We start from the raw sequence: 23082 nt of genomic DNA, 5'->3' as shown, positions 1-23082 counted from the left end.
CGCACTCACTCCTGGGCGGCGCGCAGCCTGCGTTCGGTGGGGGGCAGCAGCAGCACTTCCAGGGCCCGCGCGCAGGCCCGCGCGTGCGCGATGAACCACCCGATCCGCGCGTCGCTGATGACCAGCGGCGTGGAGCGCACGGCCAGCGCGTACCGGACGTGGTCGAGCCGGTCGAGCACCGGCACCGCGACCGTGCGGACGCCGTCGCCCGACTCCCCGTCGTTGAGCGCGTGCCCCGCCTCCCGGACCCGGTCCAGCTCGGCGCGCAGCTCGCCGTGGTCCACGATCGTGCGGCCGGTCATCGCCCGCAGCGGCCCGAGTTCGGAAAGATCCGCCCGCCCCGCCGGGTCCCAGGCCAGCAGCACCTTGCCCAGCGCCGTGGAGTGCAGCGGGCGGCGCAGGCCCGCGCCGCTGTCGGGGTTGAGCGAGCCGCCGCTGAGGATGACCGCGTGCCTGCCGTTGCGGACGGCCAGGTCCACGGTGGCGGAGGTGACCCGCGCCAGCTCGGCCAGCTCGGGCGCGATCCGGTGCAGGCCGCGCCGGTGGAAGGAGAGCTGGCCCAGCTCGGTGATCGACGGCCCGAGCCGGTAGCGGCCGGTCGCCGCCTCCTGCTCCAGGAAGCCCGCGCCGCTCAGCGTCCTGGCCAGGCGGTGGGCGGTGGAGGTCGGCAGCTCCAGCCTGCGCGACAGCTCCGACAGGCTGAGCGTGGCGTCCCCGCCGCCGAAGCAGTCCAGGATGGCGATCACCCTGAGCACCGACTTGACACCGTCTTGTGCTGCCATGCGGGAAACTCCGGCTTCTGAGTAGGGAGATCCGAGACCAGGTGGGAGCCGGTCCGGCCGAGATTCCTTCCCGCATCGCGGGAAATACTTTGTATTTCCTACCAAGTTAGCAGCAAACTCTCCTACATGACCACAGCACTCGACACCATCTGGTTCACCCGCTGTCCGGTGCCCACCGCGACGGGCATCGCGGCGGACCAGGGCTGGCTGGCCGGTGAGTTCGCCACCGACGGGATCGAGGTGCGGTCCCTGCAGGACGACCAGCCCGGCGTCCCCCGCGAGACGCACTACACCCACGCCCTGACCGGCCTGTTCCGCGAGGGCGGCAACGTACCGGCGCTCTGGGCGCGCTCGCGCGGCGAGGCCACCCGGCTGATCGGGCTCACCTGGATCGAGGAACGCCAGGCCGTACTGGTCCGCGCGGGCGCCGGGATCACACGTCCCGAGCAGCTCAAGGGGCTGCGGCTGGCCGTCCCCCGGCATCGCATCGCGATCGACTTCTGGCGGGCCATGGCCCTTTCCGGCTTCCACGGCGCGCTGGCGCAGGCCGGGCTGGACCTCGGTGACGCCCGCCTGGTGGACGTCGAGGCGCGGCCGGGCGGCGGCCAGTGGGAGGCCGAGCTGGCCGCCCTGGCCGCCGGGGAGGTGGACGCGGTCTACGTCAAGGGCGCGCTCGCCGCCGAGGCCGCGCCGCGGCACGGCGCGGAGGTCGGCATCGACCTCGACGCCCTGCCGGACCGGCGGGCCCGGGTCAACAACGGCACGCCGCGGCCGATCACCGTGCACCAGCGGCTGCTGGACGAGCGGCCCGAGGTGGTCGCCCGCTTCCTCGGCGTGCTGCTGCGCGCGGCCGACTGGGCCGCCGGGCACCCCGAGGACGTGGCCAGGATCCTGAGCGCCGAGACGGGCGCGGGCGCGACGGGCGTGGCCGCCGCCTACGTCCCCGGCGCCTCGCTGCACCTGGACCTCTCGCCAGAACGACTGGACCTGCTGGCCCGGCAGGAGCGCTTCCTGCGCGGCCAGGGCTTTCTCGAATCACCCGTGGACGTCGGCGCATGGGCCGATCACACACCGCTGCAAGGAGTCCCGCATGCGTAGGCCACCGCTCATCGTGCCGCTCGCCGCCCTCGCCCTGCTGGCCGCGGCCTGTGGCGGCGCCGATGCCTCGGGCGGCGCCGGGCAGGTGGTCATCAGGATGTCCGACCCCGGCAACAGCGGCTTCCTGGCCGTGGCCAAGCGGGACGGCACGCTGGACGCCGCCCTGGCCAAGGTCAACGCCAAGGTCAAGTGGGCGGGCGACTTCTCCGTCTTCGCCCCGGCCGCCCAGGCCATCAACGCCGGATCGCTCGACATCGCCACCGGCTCGATCACGGCGGGCGTCACCGCGCTGGCCGTCAAGCCCAGCTTCAAGATCTTCGCCACCGTGCCGCCCGACCTCGCCGGCGAGGGGATCGTGGTCAAGAAGGACTCGCCGATCAGATCGGTGGCGGACCTGGCCGGGCGCAGCGTGGCCGTCGGGCACGGCGGCACCAGCGAGTACCTGCTGCTCAAGGCGCTGCGGACGTTCGACGTGCCGGTGGAGAAGGTCAAGCGGGTCTACCTGCCGCCGCCGCAGACCGCGCCGGTCTTCGGGTCGGGCGAGGTGGACTCGTGGTCGACGTTCTCCACGTTCCTGATCCCCGCCGTCACCGACCTGAACGCCCGGATCCTGGCGGACGGCGCGGCGATCAAGTCCGACAACTACGTGATCTACGTGGCCGCCAACAAGCTGCTCGACGAGCATCCCGAGGTGGTCAAGGCCCTGTTCGAGTTCATCCGCGCGGGCAGCGCCAAGGAGATCGCCGACCCGGCCGCCTACCAGAACGTGTTCACCAAGGCCGGCCCGCAGGCGGTGCAGGGCGCGCAGCAGGACCTCGTGGTCGGCATCCGGAAGAAGGGCAGGCCGGTCCAGGCGGTCACCCCCGCCGAGATCGCGAAATATCAGGAAGTGGCGAAGTTCTTCCTGGAGCAGAAGGTGCTCACCGCGCCGCTGGACGTCTCCCGGCACGTCGTGACCGGCATCGGGGGCGGGGAGCGATGAGCGGCACCGCGGTGCTCGACGCCCAGGGCCTGGTCACGCCGGTCCTGCCGCGCGCGGCGGGCCGCCACCCCGCGGTGACGTTCGCGCTGCGCGCCATCGGCCCGGTGCTGCTGCTGGTGGCCTGGTACGCGGCCACCGCCTCGGGCGTGCTCACCAAGGACGTGCTCGCCGGTCCCCAGGACGTCATCAAGACCTTCGGCGAGCTGTGGGCGGACGGCCAGTTGCCCGAGGCGCTGCGCGTGTCGGTCACCCGGGCCGGTCTCGGCCTGGTGCTCGGGGCCTCCACCGGCCTGCTGCTCGGCGTGGTCTCCGGCTTCACCCGGCTCGGCGAGGAGCTGGTGGACTCCTCCATGCAGGCCCTGCGAGCCATCCCGTTCCTGGCGCTGACCTCGCTGTTCATCGTCTGGTTCGGGATCGAGGAGGCGTCCAAGATCCTGCTGATCGGGGTGGCCTGCACCTTCCCGATGTACATCAACGTCGCCAGCGGCGTGCGCAACGTGGACCGCAAGGTCGTCGAGGCGGCCCGCTCGTTCGGCCTCGGCCGGGTGGCCATCGCCCGCGAGGTCGTGCTGCCGGGCGCGCTGCCCTCGGTCTTCGCCGGGCTGCGCCTGTCCACCACGCTCAGCGTGATCGCGCTGATCGCGGCCGAGGAGATCAACGTGACGGCCGGGCTGGGGTACCTGATGGCCCGCGCCACCGACTACCTGCGCACCGACATCCTGGCGCTGTGCGTGCTGCTGTACGCGGTGATCGGCCTGGCCGCGGACCTCACGCTGCGGCTGGCCGAACGCCTGACGATGCCCTGGCGAAGGGCGGTGACGATCCGATGAGCCTGGCGGTGCGGACCCGTGGGCTGCGCAAGGTCTTCGGTGACCGCGCGGTGCTCGACGGGGTGGACCTCGACGTACGTCGCGGCGAGTTCCTGGCGCTGCTCGGCGCGAGCGGCACCGGCAAGACGACCCTGCTGCGCATCCTGGCCGGGCTGGACGCGGCCACCGCCGGAACGGTGCTGGTGCCGCCGGTGCGCACGGTCGTCTTCCAGGAGCCGCGGCTGATCCCCTCCAAGCGGGCACTGGCCAACGTGATCATCGGCCAGGGCCGCGCCATGCGCGCCAAGGGCCTGGCCGCCCTGGCGGAGGTGGGCCTGAGCCGGCACGCCGACGCCTGGCCCGCGACGCTGTCCGGCGGCGAGGCCCAGCGCGTCGCGCTCGCCCGGGCGCTGGTCCGCGAGCCGGAACTGCTCCTGCTGGACGAGCCGTTCGCCGCGCTGGACGCCCTGACCCGCCTGCACATGCAAGACCTCATCGCCGAGCTGTGCGCCCGGCACCGCCCCGCCGTGGTGCTGGTGACGCACGACGTCGAGGAGGCCATCCTGCTCGCCGACCGGATCGCGGTGCTCCGCGACGGCAGGTTCGTCACGGACCTGCAGGTCGGCCTGGACCGTCCGCGCGACCGCACGGACCCCGAATTCGTCGAACTGCGCCGGCGTCTCCTCGCCGACCTCGGAGTGGACACCCACGCGGGGACGCCGCGCGAGGAGGTGGCGCGGTGACGCACCGCGAGACAAGGCACTTCAGCATCGTCCTGCCCACCAGGAGCCCGGCCCCGGCCGAGCTGCCGCCGTTCGTCACCGACGTACGGCCGGCCCGCACCGACCCGGCAGGGCGCGCCGCCGTGGCCGCCGACCTGGCCGGGCTGAGCGGCGCGCTGGTGCCCTTCGACCCCGGCGGGCAGGAGTCGCTGACCGTCGCGGCCGGCGCCCTGCGCCGCACCCGCCACCTGCGGGTGACGGCCGAGTTCCACGCCGCCGTGGCCACCCCGGTCTACGCCGCCAAGCTCTCGGCCTCGCTGCAGCGCTTCGCCGCCGGGCGGCTGGGCTGGCGGCTGGCGGTGGACCTGGACCCGGCCGTGGCCCGCGCCCAGGGCGACTTCCTGACCGGCGCCGACCGGTACGCCCGCGCCGCGGAGTTCCTGACCGTGGCCAAGGGCGTCTGGCGCGGCCCGTTCGACTTCCGCGGCGACTTCTACGAGGTCGCCGCGGGCGGCTTCGGCCCGCCGCTGTCCGCGCCGCCCTTCCCCGAGGTGCAGTTGTCCGGCACCTCGCCGGAGGCCGTGGCGTTGTCGCGGCGGCACGCGGACGTGCACGTCTTCGCCGAGGGCGACGACCTGGACGCCATCGTCCCCGAACTGCCCGGCCTGCGCTACGGCGTCCTGCTGACCTCCCTGGAGCAGGCCGAGGAGTACGCCGCGCGGGGCGTCACCGAGTTCTTCCTCCAGACCGAGGACGTCTACCACCTCGGCGAACACGTGAAGGAGCGGGCTCTTGCCGGTTGACATCTACTGGCGCATCCACATGGAGGGCGACCAGTCCTCGCTGCGCCGCAGGGTCCACAGCCGCGGCGGCCTGACCTCCGGCGGCACCGCCCCCGGCACCAGGGACGGCCGCGACGACGGCTACACGCACGCCGACTACATGGCCGAGGTCGCGCTGGCGGCCGAGGAGTCCGGCTTCACCGGCGGGCTGCTGCCGAACTTCCCGATCACCGACGACCCGTGGGCGGCGGCCGCCACGCTGGCCCGCGAGACCACCTCCTACCGTTTCATGGTGGCCTTCCAGCCGGGGTTCCTGCACCCGGTGCAGGCGGCCAGGATGACGGCCACGTTGCAGCGGGCGACCGGCGGCCGGATCGTCTACAACGTCATCTCCGGCGGCGGCGGGCCCGCGCAGCTCTGGTGGGGCGACAAGGTCGATCACGACGACCGCTACGCGCGCACCTCGGAGTTCCTGGACGTGCTCAAGGGCGTGTGGGCGGGCGGATTCACCCACCACGGCCGGTTCTACCAGGTGCAGGACGCCGGGCTGCCGGAGGAGCTGGCCGGGCAGCCCTTCCCGGAGATCTTCTTCTCCGGCTCCTCCCCCGCCGCCATCGCCGCGGCCGGCCGGCACGCCGACTACTACCTGTCGTGGCTGGAGCCGTTCGAGGCGCTGGCGGAGAAGTTCGACGCCGTGCGCGCCGCGAGCGACACCCCGCCCCGCTTCGCGGTGCGTGTGGACGTGCTCGCCCGGGAGACCGAGGAGGAGGCGTGGGAGGAGATCGCGCACGGCTGGCGGGCCCGCCGGGCTGGGGCGTCCGGCGGCGACCAGGGTGACCAGGGCGATTCGGTCGGTGTGCGGCGCAGCCGGTCCTTCGTGGCCGGCGCCGGGGACGACCACCGCGCCCTGGAGGTCGCGCCGAACGTGTGGGGCGGTTTCGCCGAACTGCGCGACGGCCCGGCCTTCGGGCTGGTCGGCGACTACCACCAGGTGGCCGAACGCCTTGACCGGCTCCTCGACCTCGGGGTGGACGCCTTCATCCTGGCCGGGATCCCCCATCTGGAAGAGGCCCGCCGGGTGGGCCGCCACGTACTGCCACTGCTGAAAGGACGCACCTCATGACCACCTTCACCACCACCACCAAGGTGGGCTACTTCCCGCAGAACAACACGCTGTGGGTGGCCCGCCACCGCGACCTGCTGCCCGGCGTGGACTGGGTGGACCTGAACACCCTGGGCCGCGGCGAACCCGTCGATCCGCGCAGGGCGCTCCCTTCCGCGCACGGCGACCACCTGTTCGACGGCGGGTACGACTTCATCGGCACCGGCTCCACTCCCCCGGTCACCGCCCAGGCCAAGGGCCACGACATCGTGTACGTGGCGATCTCGGGGCCGCGTGTGGAGAACGGCCGCCTGGTGGTGCGCGACGACTCGCCGATCGGCTCGGTGGCCGACCTCGCGGGCAAGCGGGTCGCGCTCGGGCACGGTTCGTGGCAGACCACACTGTTGCTGCTGGCGCTGGAACGGTCCGGACTGGGCTGGGCCGACATCACCCCGGTGGACTCCTACGGCAACGCCGCCGAACTGCTGGTGAACGGCGAGGTGGACGCCTGGGTCGGCTCCTACCCGTACCTGACGCCGGTCGAGTCGCGCACCAGGACGCTCGTGGAGACGGACGGCCTGTTCAGCCACCGCTCGCTCTGGTTCACCCGCCGCGACTTCGCCCGGGAGCGGCCCGAGGAGCTGGCCCGGATCGTGGCCGCGCTCAAGGCGGCCGACCAGTGGACCGAGGAGCGCCCGCGCGAGGCGGCGGCGCTGTTCGACGGCGACCTCGACGCCTGGGAGCACGCCCTGCGCACCCGCCCCTGGGGCCTGCACCCGATCAGCGAGGAGTTCGTCGCCGAGCAGCAGCACGCCGCCGACCTGTTCCACGCCAACGGGCTGATCGAGCGGAAGGTCTCGGTCGCGGACGCCGTACTGCCCGAGATCGCCGAACTGCTCCGCAAAGCAGGCTGAACCCGGGCAATTATTCTCCGGCTTTCCTGGTTGGTAAGGAGGGAATACCGCGAAGGAAGGAACGACCGTGCCGCTGCCCACACGACCACTGCGCAAGCTGGGTTTCCTGACGATCGGGCTGTTCGAGGGGGACGACCCGGGCCCGGGACACGAGTCGACGCTACAGATCATCGAGCTGGGCGAGCGGCTGGGCTTCGACAGCGCGTGGGTACGGCACCGGCACCTGCAGTACGGCATCTCCTCCCCCGTCGCGGTCTTGGCCGCGGCCTCCCAGCGCACCACCCGGATCGCGCTGGGAACCGCGGTCATCCCGCTGGGCTGGGAGAACCCGCTGCGGCTGGCCGAAGACCTCGCCACGGTGGACGTCCTGTCGGGCGGGCGGCTCAACCCGGGGGTCAGCGTGGGCCCGCCCGCCCACTTCGACCAGGTCAAGGACGCGCTCTATCCCGACACGGCCGATCGTGAGGACTTCGGCCACGAGCGGGTGCGGCGGCTGCTGGACCTGCTGCGCGGTGAGCCGGCCTCCGGCTTTCGCGGCACGGAGGGCATCGAGGTCTACTCCGAGCGGGTGCAGCCGCACTCGCCGGGGCTGGCCGGGCGGGTGTGGTACGGCGCGGGCAGCCTGCGCTCGGCCCGCTGGGCCGGGGAGAACGCGATGAACCTGCTGACCAGCAACGTCGTCAAGGCGGAGGAGTCGACGGACTTCGCCGAGATCCAGGTGTCGCAGGTGCGGGAGTTCCGGGCCCACCATCCGGACGGCGAGCGGGCCCGGGTCTCCCAGGGCCTGGTGGTCATCCCGACGGACGGCGCGACGCCGGAGCAGCGGGCCAAGTACAAGGAGTACGCCGGCAAACGCACCCCCCGCACCGCCGAGCCGCAGGGCCCCGCGCGGATGATGTTCGCCCCCGACCTCGTGGGCACCTCCGCCGAGATCGCCGAGCGGCTGTACGCGCAGGCCGCGTTCCGGGAGATCGACGAGGTGGCGTTCGCGCTGCCGTTCACCTTCGACCACCGGGACTACGTGCAGATCCTCACCGACCTCGCCACCCGGCTCGGCCCCGAACTCGGCTGGCGGCCCGCCGCGCACTGAGCCTCGCCCAGGATCGATCATCCGATACGGGAACAGATCCATATTTCATGGCATTCCTACCTGTATTGCGGCTAATTTGGTCTCGTCCCAGAAGCCGCAGGAGAGGCCGCACGAAGCAGAAGGGGAAGAGCCGCCGATGACCGACCGCCCGACCGATCATCCGACCGACCGCCACCTGTTGATCGCCCTTGAACTGGACGGGGACGGCGCCCATCCGGCCGCCTGGCGGCACAGCGGCCGTCACCCGGCGGAGGCGCTGTCGGCCGCCGGGCTGCGGCGTGCCGTGGCGGACGCGGAGGCGGCGGGCTTCGCGCTCGCGACCTTCGCCGACGGGCCGCTCCCGCCGAGCCGTGCCACCGACGCCGCCGGACGTCTGGAGGCCGGGGTCCGGGCCGCCTTCGCCGCGACGCTGACCGACCGGATCGGGCTCGCGCCCACGCTGCACACGACCACGACCGAGCCGTTCCACCTCGCCACCCAGCTCGCCAGCCTGGACCACGCGAGCCGGGGCAGGGCGGCCTGGGTGGTCGGCGCGGCGGGCGGGGCGGACGACCTCGCCACGATCGGCGCGCAGCCGCCCGCCCCCGAGGCGGCCCGGCGGGAGGCGGCCGACGTCGTCGAGGCGGCCCGCCTGCTGTGGGACTCCTGGCAGGACGACGCGGTGATCAGGGACGTCGCCACCGGCCGGTACCTGGACTCCGGCCGCGTCCACCACGTCGGCTACACGGGCGCGAGCTTCACCGTGTCCGGGCCGCTCATCACGCCCCGGCCGCCGCAGGGACAGGTCGTCGTGCTCGCCCCCGCCGACCTCGAAATCGACGCCCTCGCCGACGTGGTGCTGGTGAACGAGCTCGACCCGGAGGCGATCGCCAGGCGGGCCGAACGCGCGAGAGGCGCGGGCGCGCCGCTCGCCTTCGCCGAGATCGAGGTGGTCCTGGACGCCGCCGATCCCGGCGAACGCCGGCTCGCCGCCCTGGACGCGGCCACGGCGTGGCCGGGCTCGCGCCGCCCGCGCTACGTCGGACCGCCCGGCGGGCTGGTGGCGCTGCTGCGCTCGCTCGCGCCCGCCGTGGACGGCGTGCGCCTGCACCCGGCCGTGCTCACCGCCGATCTGCCGGTGCTCATCGCCGAGGTGCTTCCCGCGCTCGCCGCGGAGGGCCTGCACGCCACCCCCGAGCCCGGCGCGACGCTGCGCACGACGCTGGGCCTGCCCCGTCCGGAAAGCCGCTTCGCCGTCGCGGCGAGCACGACCGCCTGAGGGGACGCGATGACCTCCGCCACACCGACCGGCGCGCCCTACGACCCGCGCGCCCGGCTGCACCTCGGCGTGTTCTATCCCGGCGTCGGCTCCCAGCTCGTCTGGACCGACCCGGACGCCGCGCCGCACGTCGCCATCGAGACCTTCGTCCATACGGCGCGCCTGCTGGAACGCGGCCTGTTCGACGCCTTCTTCCTGGGCGAGGGGCTGCGGGTGCGGGAGAACCGCGGCCGGGTGTACGAGCTGGACATCGCCGGGCGTCCCGACGCGATCACCCAGCTCGCCGCGCTCGCCGCGGTCACCGAGCGGATCGGGCTGGTCGCCACCCAGAACACCACCTACAACTTCCCCGCCGACCTCGCCCGCCGCCTGGCCAGCCTGGACCTGCTGTCCGGCGGCCGGGCCGGCTGGAACGTCGTGACCACCGACAACGCCTGGACGGGCGCGAACTTCCGCCAGGGCGGCTGGCTCCCGCACGAGCGGCGCTACGAGCGGGCCGCGCAGTTCGTGGAGGCCGCCAAGGACCTGTGGGCCTCCTGGGAGCCGGACGCGATCGCCGGATCGGGCGCGGCGGAGTCCTGGGCGCGGCCGGGGGCGATCCGCGAGGTGGACCGCGACACGGGCCTGGTGCGGCTGCGCGCCCGGGCCACCGTGCCCGCGGGGCCACAGGGTCGTCCGGTGCTGTTCCAGGCGGGCGACTCCGAGGGCGGGCGGGAGCTGGCCGCGCGCCACGCCGACGCGGTGTTCTCGGCCAACACCGAGTACGGCAAGGCCGCCGCCTACGCCGCCGACCTGCGCGCCCGGCTGGCCCGGCACGGCCGCCCGCCGGACGCGGTGCGCATCCTGCCCGGCGCCGCGGTGATCCTCGGCGACACGCCCGAAGACGCCGGGGAACGCGCCCGGTGGGTGGACGAGGAGCAGTTCTCGCCGCCGCGGGCGATCGCCTACCTGGAGCAGTACTGGAACACCGACCTGTCCGGCTACGACCCGCACGGCCCGCTGCCCGGCATCGAACCCGACCAGGGCGAGCTGGACCCCTCGCGCGGCACGATCCCGATCGAGCTGCGCACCGGCAAGCTCGCGCAGATCGCCCGCTGGCGGGAGCAGGCCGGGCGGGAGAACCTGTCGATCCTGCAGCTCGTCCGGAAGGTCGGGCCCCGCCAGCACACCTTCGTGGGCACGCCGTCGCAGGTCGCCGACGAGTGGGCGCACTACGTGCGCACGCGGGCGGTGGACGGTTTCAACATCAGCCCGCACCTGCTGCCCTCGTCGGTCTCCGACATCGTGGACAAGCTCGTGCCCGAGCTTCAGGAGCGCGGCGTCTACCGCACCGAGTACACCGGGACGACCCTGCGCGAGCACCTCGAACTGCCGGCGCCCGCATGATCGATTCCCTGGCGGCGCTACCGAAATCACCCGGCATTAAGGTCGTATCACCCCATAGAGAGGCCCGGCGGATGACCATGGCGACATCGGCGCACCACGCGGCGAGAGAGCACCTGGACGCATGAGCACGTCCACGACCGGGGTCCAGGAGGACGCGGCGGCGGACCCCCGGCCGCACCCGCTCGACAACCCGGTCCGCGCAGCGCTGGCCGGTCCGCACGCGCATTTCGCCGAGCGGCGCGGCGACATCCTGCGCTATCCCGCCGACATGTCGCCTTTCATCGGCGTGCCGGACGCTCCGGCCGCCCGTGACTGGGCCGACATCGCGGCGCTGGTCGGGCCCGGCGGCCTGGCCTCCTACTCGGCCGTGGACGTCCCGCCGCCCGCCGGGTGGGAGCTGGTCATGCGGGGCACCGGCGTGCAGATGACCGGTGAGGACGTGGCCGCGCTGCCCGACGAGGAGGCGATCCGGCTCACCGCGGCCGACGTGCCGGAGATGCTGGCCCTGGTCCGGCTCACCGAGCCGGGGCCGTTCCTGCCGCGCACCATCGAGTTCGGCGGCTATCTCGGCATCCGCCGGGGCGGCCGGCTGGTCGCGATGGCGGGCCGGCGCCTGCGCCCGCCGGGCTGGACCGAGATCAGCGCCGTGTGCACCCACCCCGACCACCGCGGGCAGGGCCTCGCGGCACGCCTGGTGAGCGCGGTCGCGGCGGGTGTCCGCGCCCACGGCGAGACACCGTTCCTGCACGCCGCGGCGAGCAACACCAACGCCATCCGCCTCTACGAACGACTCGGTTTCCGGCTGCGCCGCACCACGATCTTCCAGGCCGCGCGGGTGCCCGGCGATGTCACCGGCTGAGTCACCGATCGGGGTCGAGGCGGCGGTCGCGGAGGTCGTGACGCTGTGCAGCGAACTGATCGCCATCGACACCACCAACCCCGGCGACGCCTCGGCCCCCGGCACAGAGCGCCCCGCCGCCGAGTACGTCGCGGGCAGGCTCACCGAGGCCGGGTACGAGGTCACCTACGTGGAGTCGGGCGCGCCCGGCCGGGGCAACGTGATCGCCCGGCTGCCCGGCGCCGACCCCTCCCGCGGGGCCCTGCTCGTGCACGGCCACCTCGACGTCGTGCCCGCCGACCCGGCCGAATGGTCGGTGCATCCGTTCTCCGGCGAGGTCCGAGACGGGTACGTGTGGGGCCGGGGCGCGGTGGACATGAAGGACATGGTCGCGATGACCCTCGCCGTCGCGCGCGCCCTGCGGCGCGACGGCGTGGTGCCGCCGCGCGACCTGATCTTCGCGTTCGTCGCGGACGAGGAGGCGGGCGGCTTCCGGGGCGCGCGCTGGCTGGTCGACCACCGCCCCGAGCTGTTCGCGGACGCCTCCGAGGCGATCAGCGAGGTCGGCGGGTTCTCGGTCACGTTCGGCGACGACGTACGGGCCTACCTGGTGGAGACCGCCCAGAAGGGGGCCATGTGGCTGCGGCTCAAGGTGACCGGCACCGCCGGGCACGGGTCGATGCTGCACACCGACAACCCGGTGGCCAAGCTCGCCACCGCCGTCGCCCGGCTGGAGGAGCACCGCTTCCCGCTGGTGCTCACCGACCCGGTACGCGAGTTCCTGCACGGCGTGGGCGAGCTGACCGGCGTGCCGTTCGACGAGGACGACCCCGAGGCGGCGGTCGCCCGGCTGGGCAACCTGTCACGGCTGATCGGCGCCACCCTGCGCGACACCGCCAACGTCACCATGTTCCAGGCCGGGCGGATGGCCAACGTCGTGCCCTCCTCCGCCCACGCCACTGTGGACGGGCGGATGCTGCCCGGCCGCATCGCCGCCTTCGAGGCCGAGCTGGCCAAGGTCCTCGGTCCCGATGTCGAGCTGGACTGGGACACCCTCCCGCCGGTGGCGACCACCTTCGACGGCGCGCTGGTGGACGCGATGACCGCGGCGATCGGCGCGGAGGACCCGGGGGCGCGGGTGCTGCCGTACATGCTCCCGGCCGCCACCGACGCCAAGTCCTTCCAGCGGCTCGGCATCCGCAACTTCGGCTTCGCGCCCTTGAAGCTGCCCCCCGACCTGGACTTCACCGCCCTGTTCCACGGGGTGGACGAACGCGTTCCGGTCGAGGCGCTGCGGTTCGGCACCCGCGTGCTCTACCGTCTGCTCACCGGCTGCTGAACCGACCGACGACCGGAAGGACCCTCCCATGAAGCTGATCGAGCAGGTGCAGGCCCTGCTGTCGGCGCCCCGGCCCTGGTCCATCACCCAGATCGGCGATCCCGTGCTGCGCCGTACGGCCGAGCCGTACGACGGCCAGCTCGGCGACGCGCTGCTGCGCGACCTGCTCGACGCGATGTTCCGGCACCTGCCGGGCGTCGGCGTCGGGCTCGCCGCACCGCAGATCAGCATCCCGCTGGCGCTGGCCGTCATCGAGGACCCGGCGGAGGTGCCGCCGGAGATCGCCGCCGAGCGGGAGCGCCCGCCCCAGCCGCGGCTCGAACTCGTCAACCCCGTGGTCACCCCGCTGGGGTCGCGCCACCACGCGTTCTACGAGGGGTGCCTGAGCGTGGAAGGGCTGACGGCCCTGGTCCCCCGGCACGCGCGGGTCCGGCTCTCGGCCCTGGACGGCGGCGGACGCCCGTACGAGACGGAGCTGTCCGGCTGGCCCGCCCGCATCGCCCAGCACGAGACCGACCACCTGAACGGCACCCTCTACCTCGATCGGGCCGATCCGCGCTCGCTTTCGACCATCGGCAACTACGAGCGCTTCTGGGTCTCGCCACCGGCCGGGCCGCCCGCGGCCGGCTTCCGGGTGCCGGCCGTACGCCCCTGACGGGCGAGGGCGCTCAGTAGGCCCTGACCAGCCGGGCGAGGTGGCGGGCGGCGATGTGCAGGGGCTCCTCGCTGGCCGAGACGCGGCACAGCAGCTCGGCCCCTTCCAGCGTGCTGAGCACCGTGCAGGCCAGGTCGTGGGCGTCGTCGGGAGCGATGCCCGCCGCGCCGAGCTTGGCCGCCAGCAGCTCGCGCCACTGCCGGAGCGCCTCCTCTGAGGCGTGCTGGATGGCGGGCGAGCGGCCGATGAACTCAAGCGCCGTCGCCGCGACCGGGCAGCCGTCGGTCCAGTCGGAGTCGCGCAGGGTCGTGGCCATCAGCCGGGCGCACTCGGCCACCGCCTCGGCCGGGTCGTCGGTGCTGTCCAGGCCGGTACGCAGCAGGTCGGTGAACTCCTGCGCCCCGAACCGCAGCGCCTCCACGGCCAGCTCCTGCTTGCCGCCGGGGAAGAAGTGGTACAGCGAGCCCAGCGTGGCGCCGGCGTCGGTGGCGATGCGCTTGATGCCGGTCGCCTCGTAGCCCTGCCGCTGCATGAGCACGGCGGCGGCCCGCACGATCCGCGTCCGGGTGCCGGGCTGCTGCTCCCCCGACCCGTCGGCGGCCGAGGTCTGGCTGTCGGTGCGGGCGGGAGCGGTCGGCGAAGCATCCATGCCGGCCATCCTACCCTTGCTCTGGATAGAGCGCTCGTTCTAGTCCTGTTATAGTCACTAAAACGAACGCTCTAACTAGGAGGAACGGCATGTCCGACGCCACTCTTTTCGACGATCACCCCGGGTACCGCCGGATGTTCGCCCCCGGGCGCCTGACCGTCGGGCTCTTCCTTCCGCTGTGGCAGTACGCGGGCGACATGGCGGCGATGGCCGGGCAGGCGGAGTCGGTGAAGCTGGCCGACCGATCGGGCTTTTCGGCGATCTGGGTCCGCGATGTCCCGCTGGCCGACCCGACCTTCGGTGACGTCGGCCAGGTCTACGACCCGTGGACGTACCTCGCCTGGCTGGCCGCGCACACCGAGCAGGCCGCGCTGGCCGCCGGAAGCGCGATCTTCACCCTGCGCCACCCCATCGACCTGGCCAAGCAGGCCGCCTCCATCGACCAGCTGTCCGGCGGGCGGCTGATCCTCGGCGCGGCGAGCGGAGACCGGCCGGTCGAGTTCCCCGCTTACGGCGTGGACTTCAACACCCGCGGCGACCGCTACCGCGAGGCCGTGGAGATGTTCCGCACCCTCCTGGAGTCGAAGTCACCGACGATCAACTCCCCCCTCGGGCGGATGCAGGACGTGGACCTGCTGCCCAAGCCGGTCAGCAGGCGCATCCCGCTGCTGGTCACCGGGTCCTCGCGGCAGAAGCCGGAGTGGATCGCGAGCAACGCCGACGGCTGGCTGACGTACCCGGGAGACACCACCTCGCCCGCGGGCGCCGCCGCGCTCGGCCGCCGCGCGGCGGCCTGGCGCGACCTCATCCCCGGCGGGCAGTGGAAGCCCGTGGCCACCAACGAGTGGATCGAGCTGGTCGAGGACGAGAACCACCCGCCCCAGCCGCTGCGCGGTGGTTTCGTCCTGCGCATCGGCACCAAGGCGCTGATCGAGTCGCTGGGCAACTGGCAGGACGCCGGGATCAACCACATGGCGCTCGGCGTGCAGCACGGCGCCCGGCCCGCCGCCGAGGCCGTCGCGCAGCTGGCCGAGCAGGTGCTCCCGCACTTCCCGGCCCTGACCGGCCCCGCGCCCAAGGCTCCACTGTGGTGACAGCGCGCCCCCGGGTTCCGGTGACCGCGGACGAGCACCGGCAGGCCATGCGGCACCTGGCCACCGGGGTCGCGGTGCTCACCACCTGCCACGACGGCCTGCCGCACGCGATGACCCTGAACACGGTGCTGTCGGTCTCCACCCGGCCGCCCACCCTGCTGGTGTCGCTCGGCACGCAGAGCCGTACGCACGGGATCCTGCACAGCGCCGACTGTTACACGGTCAACATCCTGGCGAGCGACCAGCGGCACCTGGCCGAGCGCTTCGCCGCGAAGCGGCCGATGGGCATGAGCCAGTTCGAGGGGGTGGCGTGGCAGCCGTCCCCGATCACCGGGAACCCGGTGCTGCCGGACGCCCTGCTCGCCATCGACTGCCGCATCGGACAGCGCATCCCGGTCGCCGACCACACGCTGTTCGTCGGCGACGTCCTCGGCGTCACTCCGGCACGCACGGGGGTGCCGCCGCTGGTCTTCGCCTGCGGCGGCTACGAGACGGAAGGCCGCTGAGCCGCGTTCACCACACTCCTCCGGCGGGCGGCATCGAGATCCGCTAGACTCTACACGCGGTAGTACTACCAGCTATAGAGTCACTGGCGCAACCAAATGGTTGCCATAGACTGGCGATCATGTGGTCGCCACTCGCCGGAGGCCGTCATGGGACTTCCCGATTACACCGGGCCGGCCATCGAGCCGGACGCCGAGCAGGTCGCCGAGCAGGTGTTCGTGGCCCTGGCCGACCCCAGCCGCCGGGCCATCCTGGCCGCCCTCGCCACCGGCGGCCCGGCCACCGCCACCGACCTGGCCCTCCGCCTGCCGATCACCCGGCAGGCGATCGCCAAACACCTCACCCTGCTCACCGAGACCGGCCTCGTCCGCCCCGAGCCGGGCGAACGCCGCCGCGTCCGCTTCCGCCTCAGCTCCGCCCCCATGCGCCTGGCCCGCCGCTTCCTCACCGACCTCGCCCACGACTGGGACACCGCACCAGGCTGAGCAAGACGGCGGGCGTCAGAGGGGCGGGGTGTCGGGGGTCAGGTGGACGGTGCCCGTGGTGCCGTCGATGGTGATGAGCCGGCCCGTCTCTATCTTGCGGGTGGCGTCGCGGACGCAGATGACGGCCGGGATGCCGTACTCGCGGGCGACGGTCGGGCCGTGGGCCACCGGGGAGCCGGTCTCGGTGACCAGTCCCGCCGTGGTCATGAACAGCGGGGTCCAGCCGGGGTCGGTGGTCGGGGCGACCAGGATCTCGCCGGGTTCGATGTGCGCGCCGGCCGGGTCGTGGATCACCCGGGCGCGGCCGGTGGCGCGGCCCGCCGCGCCCGCCATGCCGCGCAGCACCCCCTCCTCGCCGGGCGCGGGCGGTGCCAGCGTCTCCACGTCGGTGCCGTCCGACAGCAGCGCCGCCGGTACGACGACCCGCCGCAGTTCGCGCTCGTACTCCGCCCGGCGGGCCGTCGCCGGTTCCCGCTGGTCGGCCCCGCGATGCACGGCGGCGGCCACCTCGGACAGTTCGAGGAACATGACGTCGTCGCCGCGCTCCAGCAGGCCGCGGGCGGCCAGGTCGGCGCCGATCGCCAGCAGCCCGCCGCGGGCCGCCCGCAGCGCCGGGAGCCAGGCGAACTTCCCGAGCTCCCGCAGCCCGGTGAGCTTGCGCGCGCGGCGCATGCAGAACGCCGCGACGCGCCCGCGCACCGGCCTGGCCCGGCGCGCCCGCCGCGCCAGCGTGCCGATCATCCGCTCCGCGTTCGCCGCCGCCCGCTCGAACCGCCGGTCCGGGGCCAGTTCGGGGTCCTCCAGCCGGAGGTAGTTGGCGATCGTGGCGAACAGCGGGGCCGGGTCCTCCTCCCACCGGGGCACGCCGACGTCGATCTCCGCGGCGGCGCGCATGCCGTACCGGGCGAGGAAGCCCGCCATTCCGATGTCCGGCAGGTCCCCGGCGCGGTACCTCGCGGCGAGTTCGTCCGGTGGCGTGGTGGCGAACAGGTCGCCGTGCTCGCGCGCCGCGCGGGCGACCCGCCACAGCGCGAGGTCCATCTCAGTGGTCACGTTGTGGGGCATCCCGCCGAGCACGATGTCCAGTTCCTCGTCGGTGGCCACGCCGCCGAGCAGCGCGGACGGGGCCGTGCCGAAGAGCATCCCGGCCGTCAGCGGCCAGAGCAGCCCCTGCATGTCCAGGCTCATGGCCGCCCGGTGGGAGTCCTGGACGACCCAGCGCAGCCGTTCGGCGGAGGTGAGCAGTCCGGGCGGCGGCGTCGCGCCGCGCTCGATCTCGGTGAGCGCGCGAAGGGCCCGGGCCCGCGCGGCGTCCGGCCGGGCCAGGCTCGCGGTGAGGCCCGCGACCGCGCCGGGGGCCAGCCGCAGGGCCACCCTGACGGCGTTGCCGGGCCGGAACGGCAGGCCGCGGCGCGGGGCGAACCGCGGGTCGCCGAGCATGTGCCCGACGGCCTCCCGCACCCGCGGGCCGTACACGTCCAGGGAGGTCCGCAACCGTCCGCGCAGGGAGGCGCTGCGCATGAAGTCGGTCAGGTCGAAGTACAGCCGCCCGCCGATGGACACCAGCCGGGGCAGCGGGTCGCGCGGATCGACCCGCGCGCCAGCGGCCGTGAACCACATCCTCGCCGCCATCTTGATCAGCGACAGCCCCATCGGCGTGATCGGCCTGAGCATCCCCTGCAGGTGCCCCACCTCCAGGTAGAGCCGCGTGTCCCCGGTGTCGGGCGGGGCCGGGAACAGGGTGGTGATCGGCCGGGACTGCAGCAGCCACAGCGTGCCGTCCGCGTCGATGGCCCACTCGACGTCCTGGGGCGTGCCGAAGTGCCGTTGCAGCCGCAGCCCGGCGTCGCGCAGTTCCGCGAGCCGTTCGCCGGACAGGCATCCGCCGGGGTCCGCCGGAGGCGGCGCCCGGTGGCCGAGGACGTAGTGGTCGGGTACGGCGGTGCCGTCCACGACGCCGGTGCCGAGGCCGGGGACGGCGTCGATGACCATCTGGGTGCGGCAGCCGGTGATCGGGTCGGCGGTGAACATGACACCGGCGGCCACGGGGTCGATCATGCGCTGGACCACGACCGCCATGGCGGCCTCGGCGATGCCCGCCCTGGCGCGGTAGGCGACGGCGCGCTCGTTGTTCAGGGAGTCCAGGCAGCGGCGTACCGCGTCGAGGAGCGGGCCGGGGCCCTCCACGTCGAGGTAGGTGTCCTGCTGCCCGGCGAAGCTGGCCTCGGGCAGGTCCTCGGCGGTGGCGCTGGAGCGTACCGCGACCCGCCCGCCGCCGAGCCGCCGGTAGGCGCCGAGCAGTTCCTCCTCCGGCGGCGGCCCGGACCCGGCGGTCAGGCAGAAGCCCGCGGGGACCCGCTCGCCCGCTCTGATCATCTCGCCGAGCCCGGCGGCCTTGCCGCCCACCAGGTCGATCATCGAGGAGTCGATCTCCGTAAGGGGGATCGGCCGCATCGCCACCTCCAAGGACCGGATCCTGGATGCGGTACCCGGACTCGCCCGCTTTCACCCTGGTTTCAGGTGGTATCTCGCCAGCGGGCGGCGTGCGCGCTCAGGATGCGCACGAGCTGCTCGACCGGCTGCGGCAGGTGGCGGGTACGGGCGTGCTGGGCGACGAGCAGCACGTCGCCGGCCTCGGCGGCGAGGGGGCGGTGGGTGATGATCCCGCCGCGTTCGAGCGGGTCGTCGATGACGCTGTAGTCGGGCAGCAGCGTGACGCCGAGCCCTTCCGCGACCATCACCTTGCCCATCTCGGCCCCGTCCACCGAGTAGGCGAAGGCCGGTTGGCGGCCGTTGGTCAGCCGGTGGATGAAGCGGTGCATGAGGTAGCCCGAGCGCATCGCGATGAACGGCTCGGCGAGCATCCGATCCACCGGTACCTCCGCAAGCCTTATCGCCCCTTCGCGAAAGCCGCATTGACCTCGGACTGAAGGCGCGGCACTATTCTAACTATGTCTGTAGGAAATACCGGTAATTCGGAGCCGGTGAAATTCGCCTACTGGGTGCCCAACGTCAGCGGCGGGCTGGTGGTGAGCACGATCGAGCAGCGCACCGACTGGAGCTACGACTACAACGCGCGCCTCGCCGTGCTCGCCGAGGACAACGGCTTTGAGTACGCGCTCACCCAGGTCCGGTACATCGCCTCCTACGGTGCCGCCTACCAGCACGAATCCACCGGCTTCAGCCTCGCGCTGCTGCTGGCCACCCGGCGGCTGAAGGTGATCGCCGCGATCCACCCGGGGCTGTGGCACCCGGGCGTGCTCGCCAAGTTCGTCGCCACCGCCGACCACCTGTCCGGCGGGCGGGCCGCGGTGAACGTGGTCAGCGGCTGGTTCAAGGACGAGTTCACCAAGCTCGGCGAGCCCTGGCTGGAGCACGACGAGCGGTACCGGCGCAGCGAGGAGTTCATCCGGGTGCTGCGCGAGCTGTGGACCTCCGACCACGCCGAGTTCGGCGGCGACTTCTACCGCCTGCACGACTTCGACCTGCGGCCCAAGCCGATCGCCGGGCCGGGCCGCCCGCATCCGGAGATCTTCCAGGGCGGCAACTCCACCAGCGCTCGGCTGATGGCGGGCCGGGTGTCGGACTGGTACTTCAGCAACGGCAAGGACTTCGACGGGGTGACCGAACAGCTCGCCGACGTGCGGGCCGAGGCGGCGCGGCACGGTCGGCGGGTCCGGTTCGGCCTCAACGGCTTCATGATCGCCCGCGACACCGAGGCCGAGGCCCGCGAGGTGCTGCGCGAGATCGTCGCCAAGGCCGACCCGGCGGCGGTCGAGGGCTTCGGCGCGGCCGTACGGCAGGCCGGGGCCGCCACCGCCGACCGCAGGGGCATGTGGCAGGACTCCACGTTCGAGGACCTGGTGCAGTACAACGACGGGTTCCGGACCGGCCTGATCGGCACCCCCGAGCAGATCGCCGAGCGCATCGTGGCCTACAAGCGCCTCGGCGTGGACCTGTTCCTGCTCGGCTTCCTGCACTACCTGGAGGAGGTCGAGTACTTCGGCAGCAGGGTCCTGCCGCTGGTGCGCGAGCTGGAGGCCGACGCCGCCGAACAGGGACAACCCGCGCGGGCCGGGACCTGACGCGCGCGGAACACCCGCCAGGGGGCGGGGATCGACGACGGGGGTCACGCAGATCAAGGGAGATCACAGAATGTCCGTGGACACCGACCGCCCCACCAACGCCGCCCGCTTCGCCGCGGCCCTGGAACGCGCCGACCTGGTCGCCGCCGAGCTGCGCGGCACCGCGGCCGAGCGCGACCGGGCCAACCTGCCGCCGCGCGAGGAGGTCGAACTGCTGCGCGCCCACGACCTGCTGCAGGTCCAGGAGCCCGTCGAGTACGGAGGGGCGGGCCTGTCGTACGCGCAGACCGTCCAGATCACCCGGCGGATCGCCCGCGGCGACACCTCCATCGCGCACCTGGTCGGCTACCACTACGCGCAGACCCGGATCGCCACCCTGTTCGGCACCCCCGAGCAGGCCGACGAGCAGTCCCGGCGCAACGCCGAGCAGAAGATCTTCTGGGGCGGCGTGCAGAACCCGCGGGGCGGCTCGGCGATCACGCTGACCCGCGACGGCGACGGGTTCCGGCTCAACGGCCGCCGGTCGTTCGCCTCCGGCGCGAGCCTCGGCGACCAGCTTTCCGTGACCGCCGCCTTCGAGGGCGAACTGGTCTTCGTCTCGCTGCCCGGCGGGCGCGAGGGGTTCAAGGCCGTGGGCGACTGGGACAACATCGGCCAGCGGCTCACCGACTCCGGCGGCGTGGAGTTCAGTGACGTGCGGGTCGAGCGCGCCGAGATCCTGGGCCCCGACCCGCTCACCGGCAGGACGATCACGCCGTACCAGACGCTGGTCACCCCGCACTGGCAGCTCGCCTTCGTCAACTTCTACGTCGGCACCGCCGAGGGGGCGTTCGCTGAGGCGCTGGACTGGACCCGGCTGCACGCGGCGGCCTGGGAGACCTCGGGCGTGGAGCGCGCCTCCGACGACCCCTACATCCTGCAGACCGTGGGCGAAGTCCGCAGCGAGATCAGCGCCGCGGCGCTGATCGCCGACCGCGCCGGGGAGGCGCTGCAGGCGGCGCTGGACACCGGCCCGTCGATCACCGCCGAGCAGCGCGCCGAGGCCGCCGTGGCCGTGTACGAGGCCAAGTACCTGTCCACGAAGATCTCCCTGGCGGCGGTGTCGCGGCTGTTCGAGATCCAGGGCGCGCGGGCGACCACCAGCGCGTACGGCTTCGATCGGCACTGGCGCAACCTGCGCACCCACACCCTGCACGACCCGGTCGCCTACAAGGCGCGCGAGGTCGGCGACTGGACCCTCAACCGCCGCGCGCCGGAGTTCTCCCTGTACCGCTGACCCTGGAGATCCATCATGGCGAAGGCGCACGTGATCCGCTCGGAGGAGGAGGCCGTGGAGGTCGCGCGCAAGCTCGCGGCCTCGTTCGGCCCGCAGGCCGGCGCGCGCGACGGCGAGCGGCGGCTGCCCGCCGCCGAGGTCGCGGAGCTGTCGGCGTCCGGCCTGCTCGGCGTCACCGTCCCGGCCCGGTACGGCGGGGCGGAGGTCGGTGTGGCCACGCTGACCGAGGTGTTCCGCGCGCTGGCCACCGCCGACGCCAGCCTGGCACAGATCCCGCACAGCCACTTCGTGTTCCTGGACGCGCTGCGCAGGCAGGGCACCGAGGAGCAGCGGTCGCGCTACTTCGCTGAGGCGCTCGGCGGCGCCCGGTTCGCCAACGCGCAGTCCGAGCGGGGCGGGCGCACGATCGCCGACGACGCGACCACGCTGCGCCCCCGCCCGGGCGGGGGGTGGCTGCTCGACGGCGAGAAGTTCTACAGCACCGGCGCGCTGTTCGCGCACCGGCTGGTGGTGCGGGCCGTACTCGGCGGCGGGCCGCCCCCGCCCGGCGGCCCGCCGCGCAAGGCGCTGGCCTACATCTCCCGCGACGCCCCGGGCGTCACCGTCGAGGACGACTGGGACGGCATCGGCCAGCGCACCAGCGCCAGCGGCACGGTCCGGTTGCGCGGAGTTCGCGTCGAGGACGACCAGATCGTCCCCTACACCGCGATCTTCGACGGCCCGGGGACGTACGGGGCGCGCGCCCAGATCCTGCACGCGGCCATCGACGCGGGCATCGCCAGGGGCGCGCTGGAGGCCGCGGTCGCCGTGGTGGCCAGGGCCCGGCCGTGGTTCGAGAGCGGCGCGGACACCGCGGCGGACGACCCGCTGCTGATCCAGCGGGCGGGCGAGCTGGAGATCGCCGTGCGGGGCGCGGAGGCTCTGCTGCGGGAGGCGGCGGCGGGCATCGACGCCGCCGAACGCGATCTGACCGGCGACACCGCCGCGCGCGCCTCGGTGGCCACCGCCGTGGCGAAGGTGGCGGCGGACCGCGCCGCGCTGGAGGCGTCGTCGGCGCTGTTCGAGCTGGGCGGCACCCGCTCGGCCGCCGCCTCGCTCAACCTGTCCCGGCACTGGCGCGACGCGCGCACCCACACCCTGCACGACCCGGCCCGATGGAAGGTGCAGCACGTCGGGCGCTGGCTGCTCAGCGGTACGCCTCCGCCGCGTCACGGACTCCTGTGAGAGAGGAC

Annotated in this window: 23 protein-coding genes; 19 read left to right on the top strand and 4 right to left on the bottom strand. The window is 73.5% G+C overall.

Annotation, left to right across the window (positions count from 1 at the left end):
- Positions 1-5: 5 nt before the first annotated feature.
- A complete protein-coding gene (locus DP939_RS30525; protein WP_113984293.1) occupies positions 6-782 on the bottom strand; it encodes an IclR family transcriptional regulator in 777 nt (258 codons plus the stop codon).
- 126 nt (positions 783-908) lie between these two features.
- On the opposite strand from DP939_RS30525, the gene DP939_RS30520 reads away from it, so the two are divergent.
- From DP939_RS30520 to DP939_RS30460, 13 genes are all read left to right on the top strand, one after another.
- Positions 909-1880, top strand: a complete 972-nt coding sequence (locus DP939_RS30520; protein WP_113984292.1) for an ABC transporter substrate-binding protein — start codon at positions 909-911, stop codon at positions 1878-1880.
- Positions 1873-2862 (top strand): ABC transporter substrate-binding protein, encoded by a 990-nt coding sequence (locus DP939_RS30515; protein ID WP_113984291.1) that lies wholly within the window; start codon positions 1873-1875, stop codon positions 2860-2862. The genes DP939_RS30520 and DP939_RS30515 overlap by 8 nt, the downstream gene beginning before the upstream one ends.
- Positions 2859-3692 carry an ABC transporter permease gene (locus DP939_RS30510; protein WP_113984290.1) on the top strand — a complete coding sequence of 278 codons (834 nt, stop codon included), beginning with the start codon at positions 2859-2861 and terminating at the stop codon, positions 3690-3692. Before DP939_RS30515 ends, DP939_RS30510 begins: the two co-directional genes overlap by 4 nt.
- Entirely contained in the window at positions 3689-4414 is a 726-nt protein-coding gene (locus tag DP939_RS30505; protein WP_113984289.1) for an ABC transporter ATP-binding protein, read from the top strand. The genes DP939_RS30510 and DP939_RS30505 overlap by 4 nt, the downstream gene beginning before the upstream one ends.
- Positions 4411-5196, top strand: a complete 786-nt coding sequence (locus DP939_RS30500; protein WP_113984288.1) for an LLM class flavin-dependent oxidoreductase — start codon at positions 4411-4413, stop codon at positions 5194-5196. The genes DP939_RS30505 and DP939_RS30500 overlap by 4 nt, the downstream gene beginning before the upstream one ends.
- A complete protein-coding gene (locus DP939_RS30495; protein ID WP_113984287.1) occupies positions 5186-6298 on the top strand; it encodes an LLM class flavin-dependent oxidoreductase in 1113 nt (370 codons plus the stop codon). The genes DP939_RS30500 and DP939_RS30495 overlap by 11 nt, the downstream gene beginning before the upstream one ends.
- On the top strand, positions 6295-7191 hold the full coding sequence (locus DP939_RS30490) for an ABC transporter substrate-binding protein (RefSeq protein ID WP_113984286.1): 897 nt from the start codon (positions 6295-6297) through the stop codon (positions 7189-7191). Before DP939_RS30495 ends, DP939_RS30490 begins: the two co-directional genes overlap by 4 nt.
- 67 nt (positions 7192-7258) lie before the next feature.
- Positions 7259-8281, top strand: a complete 1023-nt coding sequence (locus DP939_RS30485; RefSeq protein ID WP_113984285.1) for an LLM class flavin-dependent oxidoreductase — start codon at positions 7259-7261, stop codon at positions 8279-8281.
- Positions 8282-8417: 136 nt separating this feature from the next.
- Positions 8418-9539: an LLM class flavin-dependent oxidoreductase gene (locus tag DP939_RS30480; RefSeq protein WP_113984284.1), complete on the top strand. Its 1122-nt coding sequence runs from the start codon at positions 8418-8420 to the stop codon at positions 9537-9539.
- A 9-nt stretch (positions 9540-9548) separates the two neighbouring features.
- Positions 9549-10925, top strand: a complete 1377-nt coding sequence (locus DP939_RS30475) for an NtaA/DmoA family FMN-dependent monooxygenase (RefSeq protein WP_113984283.1) — start codon at positions 9549-9551, stop codon at positions 10923-10925.
- A gap of 121 nt (positions 10926-11046) precedes the next feature.
- The gene (locus DP939_RS30470) at positions 11047-11784 is read left to right on the top strand and encodes a GNAT family N-acetyltransferase (protein ID WP_113984282.1); all 738 of its coding nucleotides are present in this window, start codon (positions 11047-11049) and stop codon (positions 11782-11784) included.
- Positions 11771-13102: a M20/M25/M40 family metallo-hydrolase gene (locus DP939_RS30465; protein ID WP_113984281.1), complete on the top strand. Its 1332-nt coding sequence runs from the start codon at positions 11771-11773 to the stop codon at positions 13100-13102. The genes DP939_RS30470 and DP939_RS30465 overlap by 14 nt, the downstream gene beginning before the upstream one ends.
- 28 nt (positions 13103-13130) lie before the next feature.
- Entirely contained in the window at positions 13131-13757 is a 627-nt protein-coding gene (locus DP939_RS30460; RefSeq protein ID WP_113984280.1) for a peptide deformylase, read from the top strand.
- A gap of 13 nt (positions 13758-13770) precedes the next feature.
- Here the strand turns inward: DP939_RS30460 and DP939_RS30455 are convergent, their stop codons facing one another.
- Positions 13771-14406, bottom strand: a complete 636-nt coding sequence (locus DP939_RS30455; RefSeq protein WP_113984403.1) for a TetR/AcrR family transcriptional regulator — start codon at positions 14404-14406, stop codon at positions 13771-13773.
- A gap of 89 nt (positions 14407-14495) precedes the next feature.
- Here DP939_RS30455 and DP939_RS30450 point away from each other — a divergent pair, with 89 nt between their 5' ends.
- From DP939_RS30450 to DP939_RS30440, 3 genes are all read left to right on the top strand, one after another.
- On the top strand, positions 14496-15500 hold the full coding sequence (locus DP939_RS30450; RefSeq protein WP_113984279.1) for an LLM class oxidoreductase: 1005 nt from the start codon (positions 14496-14498) through the stop codon (positions 15498-15500).
- Positions 15497-16006, top strand: a complete 510-nt coding sequence (locus DP939_RS30445) for a flavin reductase family protein (protein ID WP_147268198.1) — start codon at positions 15497-15499, stop codon at positions 16004-16006. Before DP939_RS30450 ends, DP939_RS30445 begins: the two co-directional genes overlap by 4 nt.
- A 147-nt stretch (positions 16007-16153) precedes the next feature.
- Entirely contained in the window at positions 16154-16489 is a 336-nt protein-coding gene (locus DP939_RS30440; RefSeq protein WP_113984277.1) for an ArsR/SmtB family transcription factor, read from the top strand.
- 15 nt (positions 16490-16504) lie between these two features.
- Here the strand turns inward: DP939_RS30440 and DP939_RS30435 are convergent, their stop codons facing one another.
- The gene (locus DP939_RS30435; protein WP_113984276.1) at positions 16505-18943 is read right to left on the bottom strand and encodes a PEP/pyruvate-binding domain-containing protein; all 2439 of its coding nucleotides are present in this window, start codon (positions 18941-18943) and stop codon (positions 16505-16507) included.
- Positions 18944-19005: 62 nt separating this feature from the next.
- Complete coding sequence (locus DP939_RS30430) at positions 19006-19362, bottom strand: LysR substrate-binding domain-containing protein (protein WP_199565520.1); 357 nt, start codon at positions 19360-19362, stop codon at positions 19006-19008.
- 111 nt (positions 19363-19473) lie between these two features.
- Here DP939_RS30430 and sfnG point away from each other — a divergent pair, with 111 nt between their 5' ends.
- From sfnG to DP939_RS30415, 3 genes are all read left to right on the top strand, one after another.
- Positions 19474-20574 carry a dimethylsulfone monooxygenase SfnG gene (gene sfnG / locus DP939_RS30425; protein ID WP_225878600.1) on the top strand — a complete coding sequence of 367 codons (1101 nt, stop codon included), beginning with the start codon at positions 19474-19476 and terminating at the stop codon, positions 20572-20574.
- Between the two features lie 70 nt (positions 20575-20644).
- Positions 20645-21850 (top strand): acyl-CoA dehydrogenase family protein, encoded by a 1206-nt coding sequence (locus DP939_RS30420; RefSeq protein ID WP_113984273.1) that lies wholly within the window; start codon positions 20645-20647, stop codon positions 21848-21850.
- A gap of 15 nt (positions 21851-21865) precedes the next feature.
- On the top strand, positions 21866-23074 hold the full coding sequence (locus DP939_RS30415) for an SfnB family sulfur acquisition oxidoreductase (RefSeq protein ID WP_113984272.1): 1209 nt from the start codon (positions 21866-21868) through the stop codon (positions 23072-23074).
- Positions 23075-23082: the final 8 nt, after the last annotated feature.

The organism is Spongiactinospora rosea, from assembly GCF_003315795.1.
In the GTDB taxonomy this organism is placed as follows: domain Bacteria; phylum Actinomycetota; class Actinomycetes; order Streptosporangiales; family Streptosporangiaceae; genus Spongiactinospora; species Spongiactinospora rosea.
The sequence above is the reverse complement of the archived record's forward strand: the minus strand, read 5'-3'. Positions and strand labels throughout refer to the sequence as shown.

Excerpts from the sequence above, each read along its gene's own strand:
- DP939_RS30515 (WP_113984291.1), top strand. The coding sequence starts at position 1,873 with ATGCGTAGGCCACCGCTCATCGTGCCGCTCGCCGCCCTCGCCCTGCTG.
- DP939_RS30415 (WP_113984272.1), top strand. The coding sequence starts at position 21,866 with ATGGCGAAGGCGCACGTGATCCGCTCGGAGGAGGAGGCCGTGGAGGTC.
- DP939_RS30470 (WP_113984282.1), top strand. The coding sequence starts at position 11,047 with ATGAGCACGTCCACGACCGGGGTCCAGGAGGACGCGGCGGCGGACCCC.
- DP939_RS30455 (WP_113984403.1), bottom strand. The coding sequence starts at position 14,406 with ATGGATGCTTCGCCGACCGCTCCCGCCCGCACCGACAGCCAGACCTCG.
- DP939_RS30450 (WP_113984279.1), top strand. The coding sequence starts at position 14,496 with ATGTCCGACGCCACTCTTTTCGACGATCACCCCGGGTACCGCCGGATG.
- DP939_RS30525 (WP_113984293.1), bottom strand. The coding sequence starts at position 782 with ATGGCAGCACAAGACGGTGTCAAGTCGGTGCTCAGGGTGATCGCCATC.
- DP939_RS30440 (WP_113984277.1), top strand. The coding sequence starts at position 16,154 with ATGGGACTTCCCGATTACACCGGGCCGGCCATCGAGCCGGACGCCGAG.
- DP939_RS30465 (WP_113984281.1), top strand. The coding sequence starts at position 11,771 with ATGTCACCGGCTGAGTCACCGATCGGGGTCGAGGCGGCGGTCGCGGAG.
- DP939_RS30480 (WP_113984284.1), top strand. The coding sequence starts at position 8,418 with ATGACCGACCGCCCGACCGATCATCCGACCGACCGCCACCTGTTGATC.
- DP939_RS30510 (WP_113984290.1), top strand. The coding sequence starts at position 2,859 with ATGAGCGGCACCGCGGTGCTCGACGCCCAGGGCCTGGTCACGCCGGTC.
- DP939_RS30420 (WP_113984273.1), top strand. The coding sequence starts at position 20,645 with ATGTCCGTGGACACCGACCGCCCCACCAACGCCGCCCGCTTCGCCGCG.
- DP939_RS30435 (WP_113984276.1), bottom strand. The coding sequence starts at position 18,943 with ATGCGGCCGATCCCCCTTACGGAGATCGACTCCTCGATGATCGACCTG.
- DP939_RS30505 (WP_113984289.1), top strand. The coding sequence starts at position 3,689 with ATGAGCCTGGCGGTGCGGACCCGTGGGCTGCGCAAGGTCTTCGGTGAC.
- DP939_RS30490 (WP_113984286.1), top strand. The coding sequence starts at position 6,295 with ATGACCACCTTCACCACCACCACCAAGGTGGGCTACTTCCCGCAGAAC.
- DP939_RS30520 (WP_113984292.1), top strand. The coding sequence starts at position 909 with ATGACCACAGCACTCGACACCATCTGGTTCACCCGCTGTCCGGTGCCC.
- DP939_RS30460 (WP_113984280.1), top strand. The coding sequence starts at position 13,131 with ATGAAGCTGATCGAGCAGGTGCAGGCCCTGCTGTCGGCGCCCCGGCCC.
- DP939_RS30475 (WP_113984283.1), top strand. The coding sequence starts at position 9,549 with ATGACCTCCGCCACACCGACCGGCGCGCCCTACGACCCGCGCGCCCGG.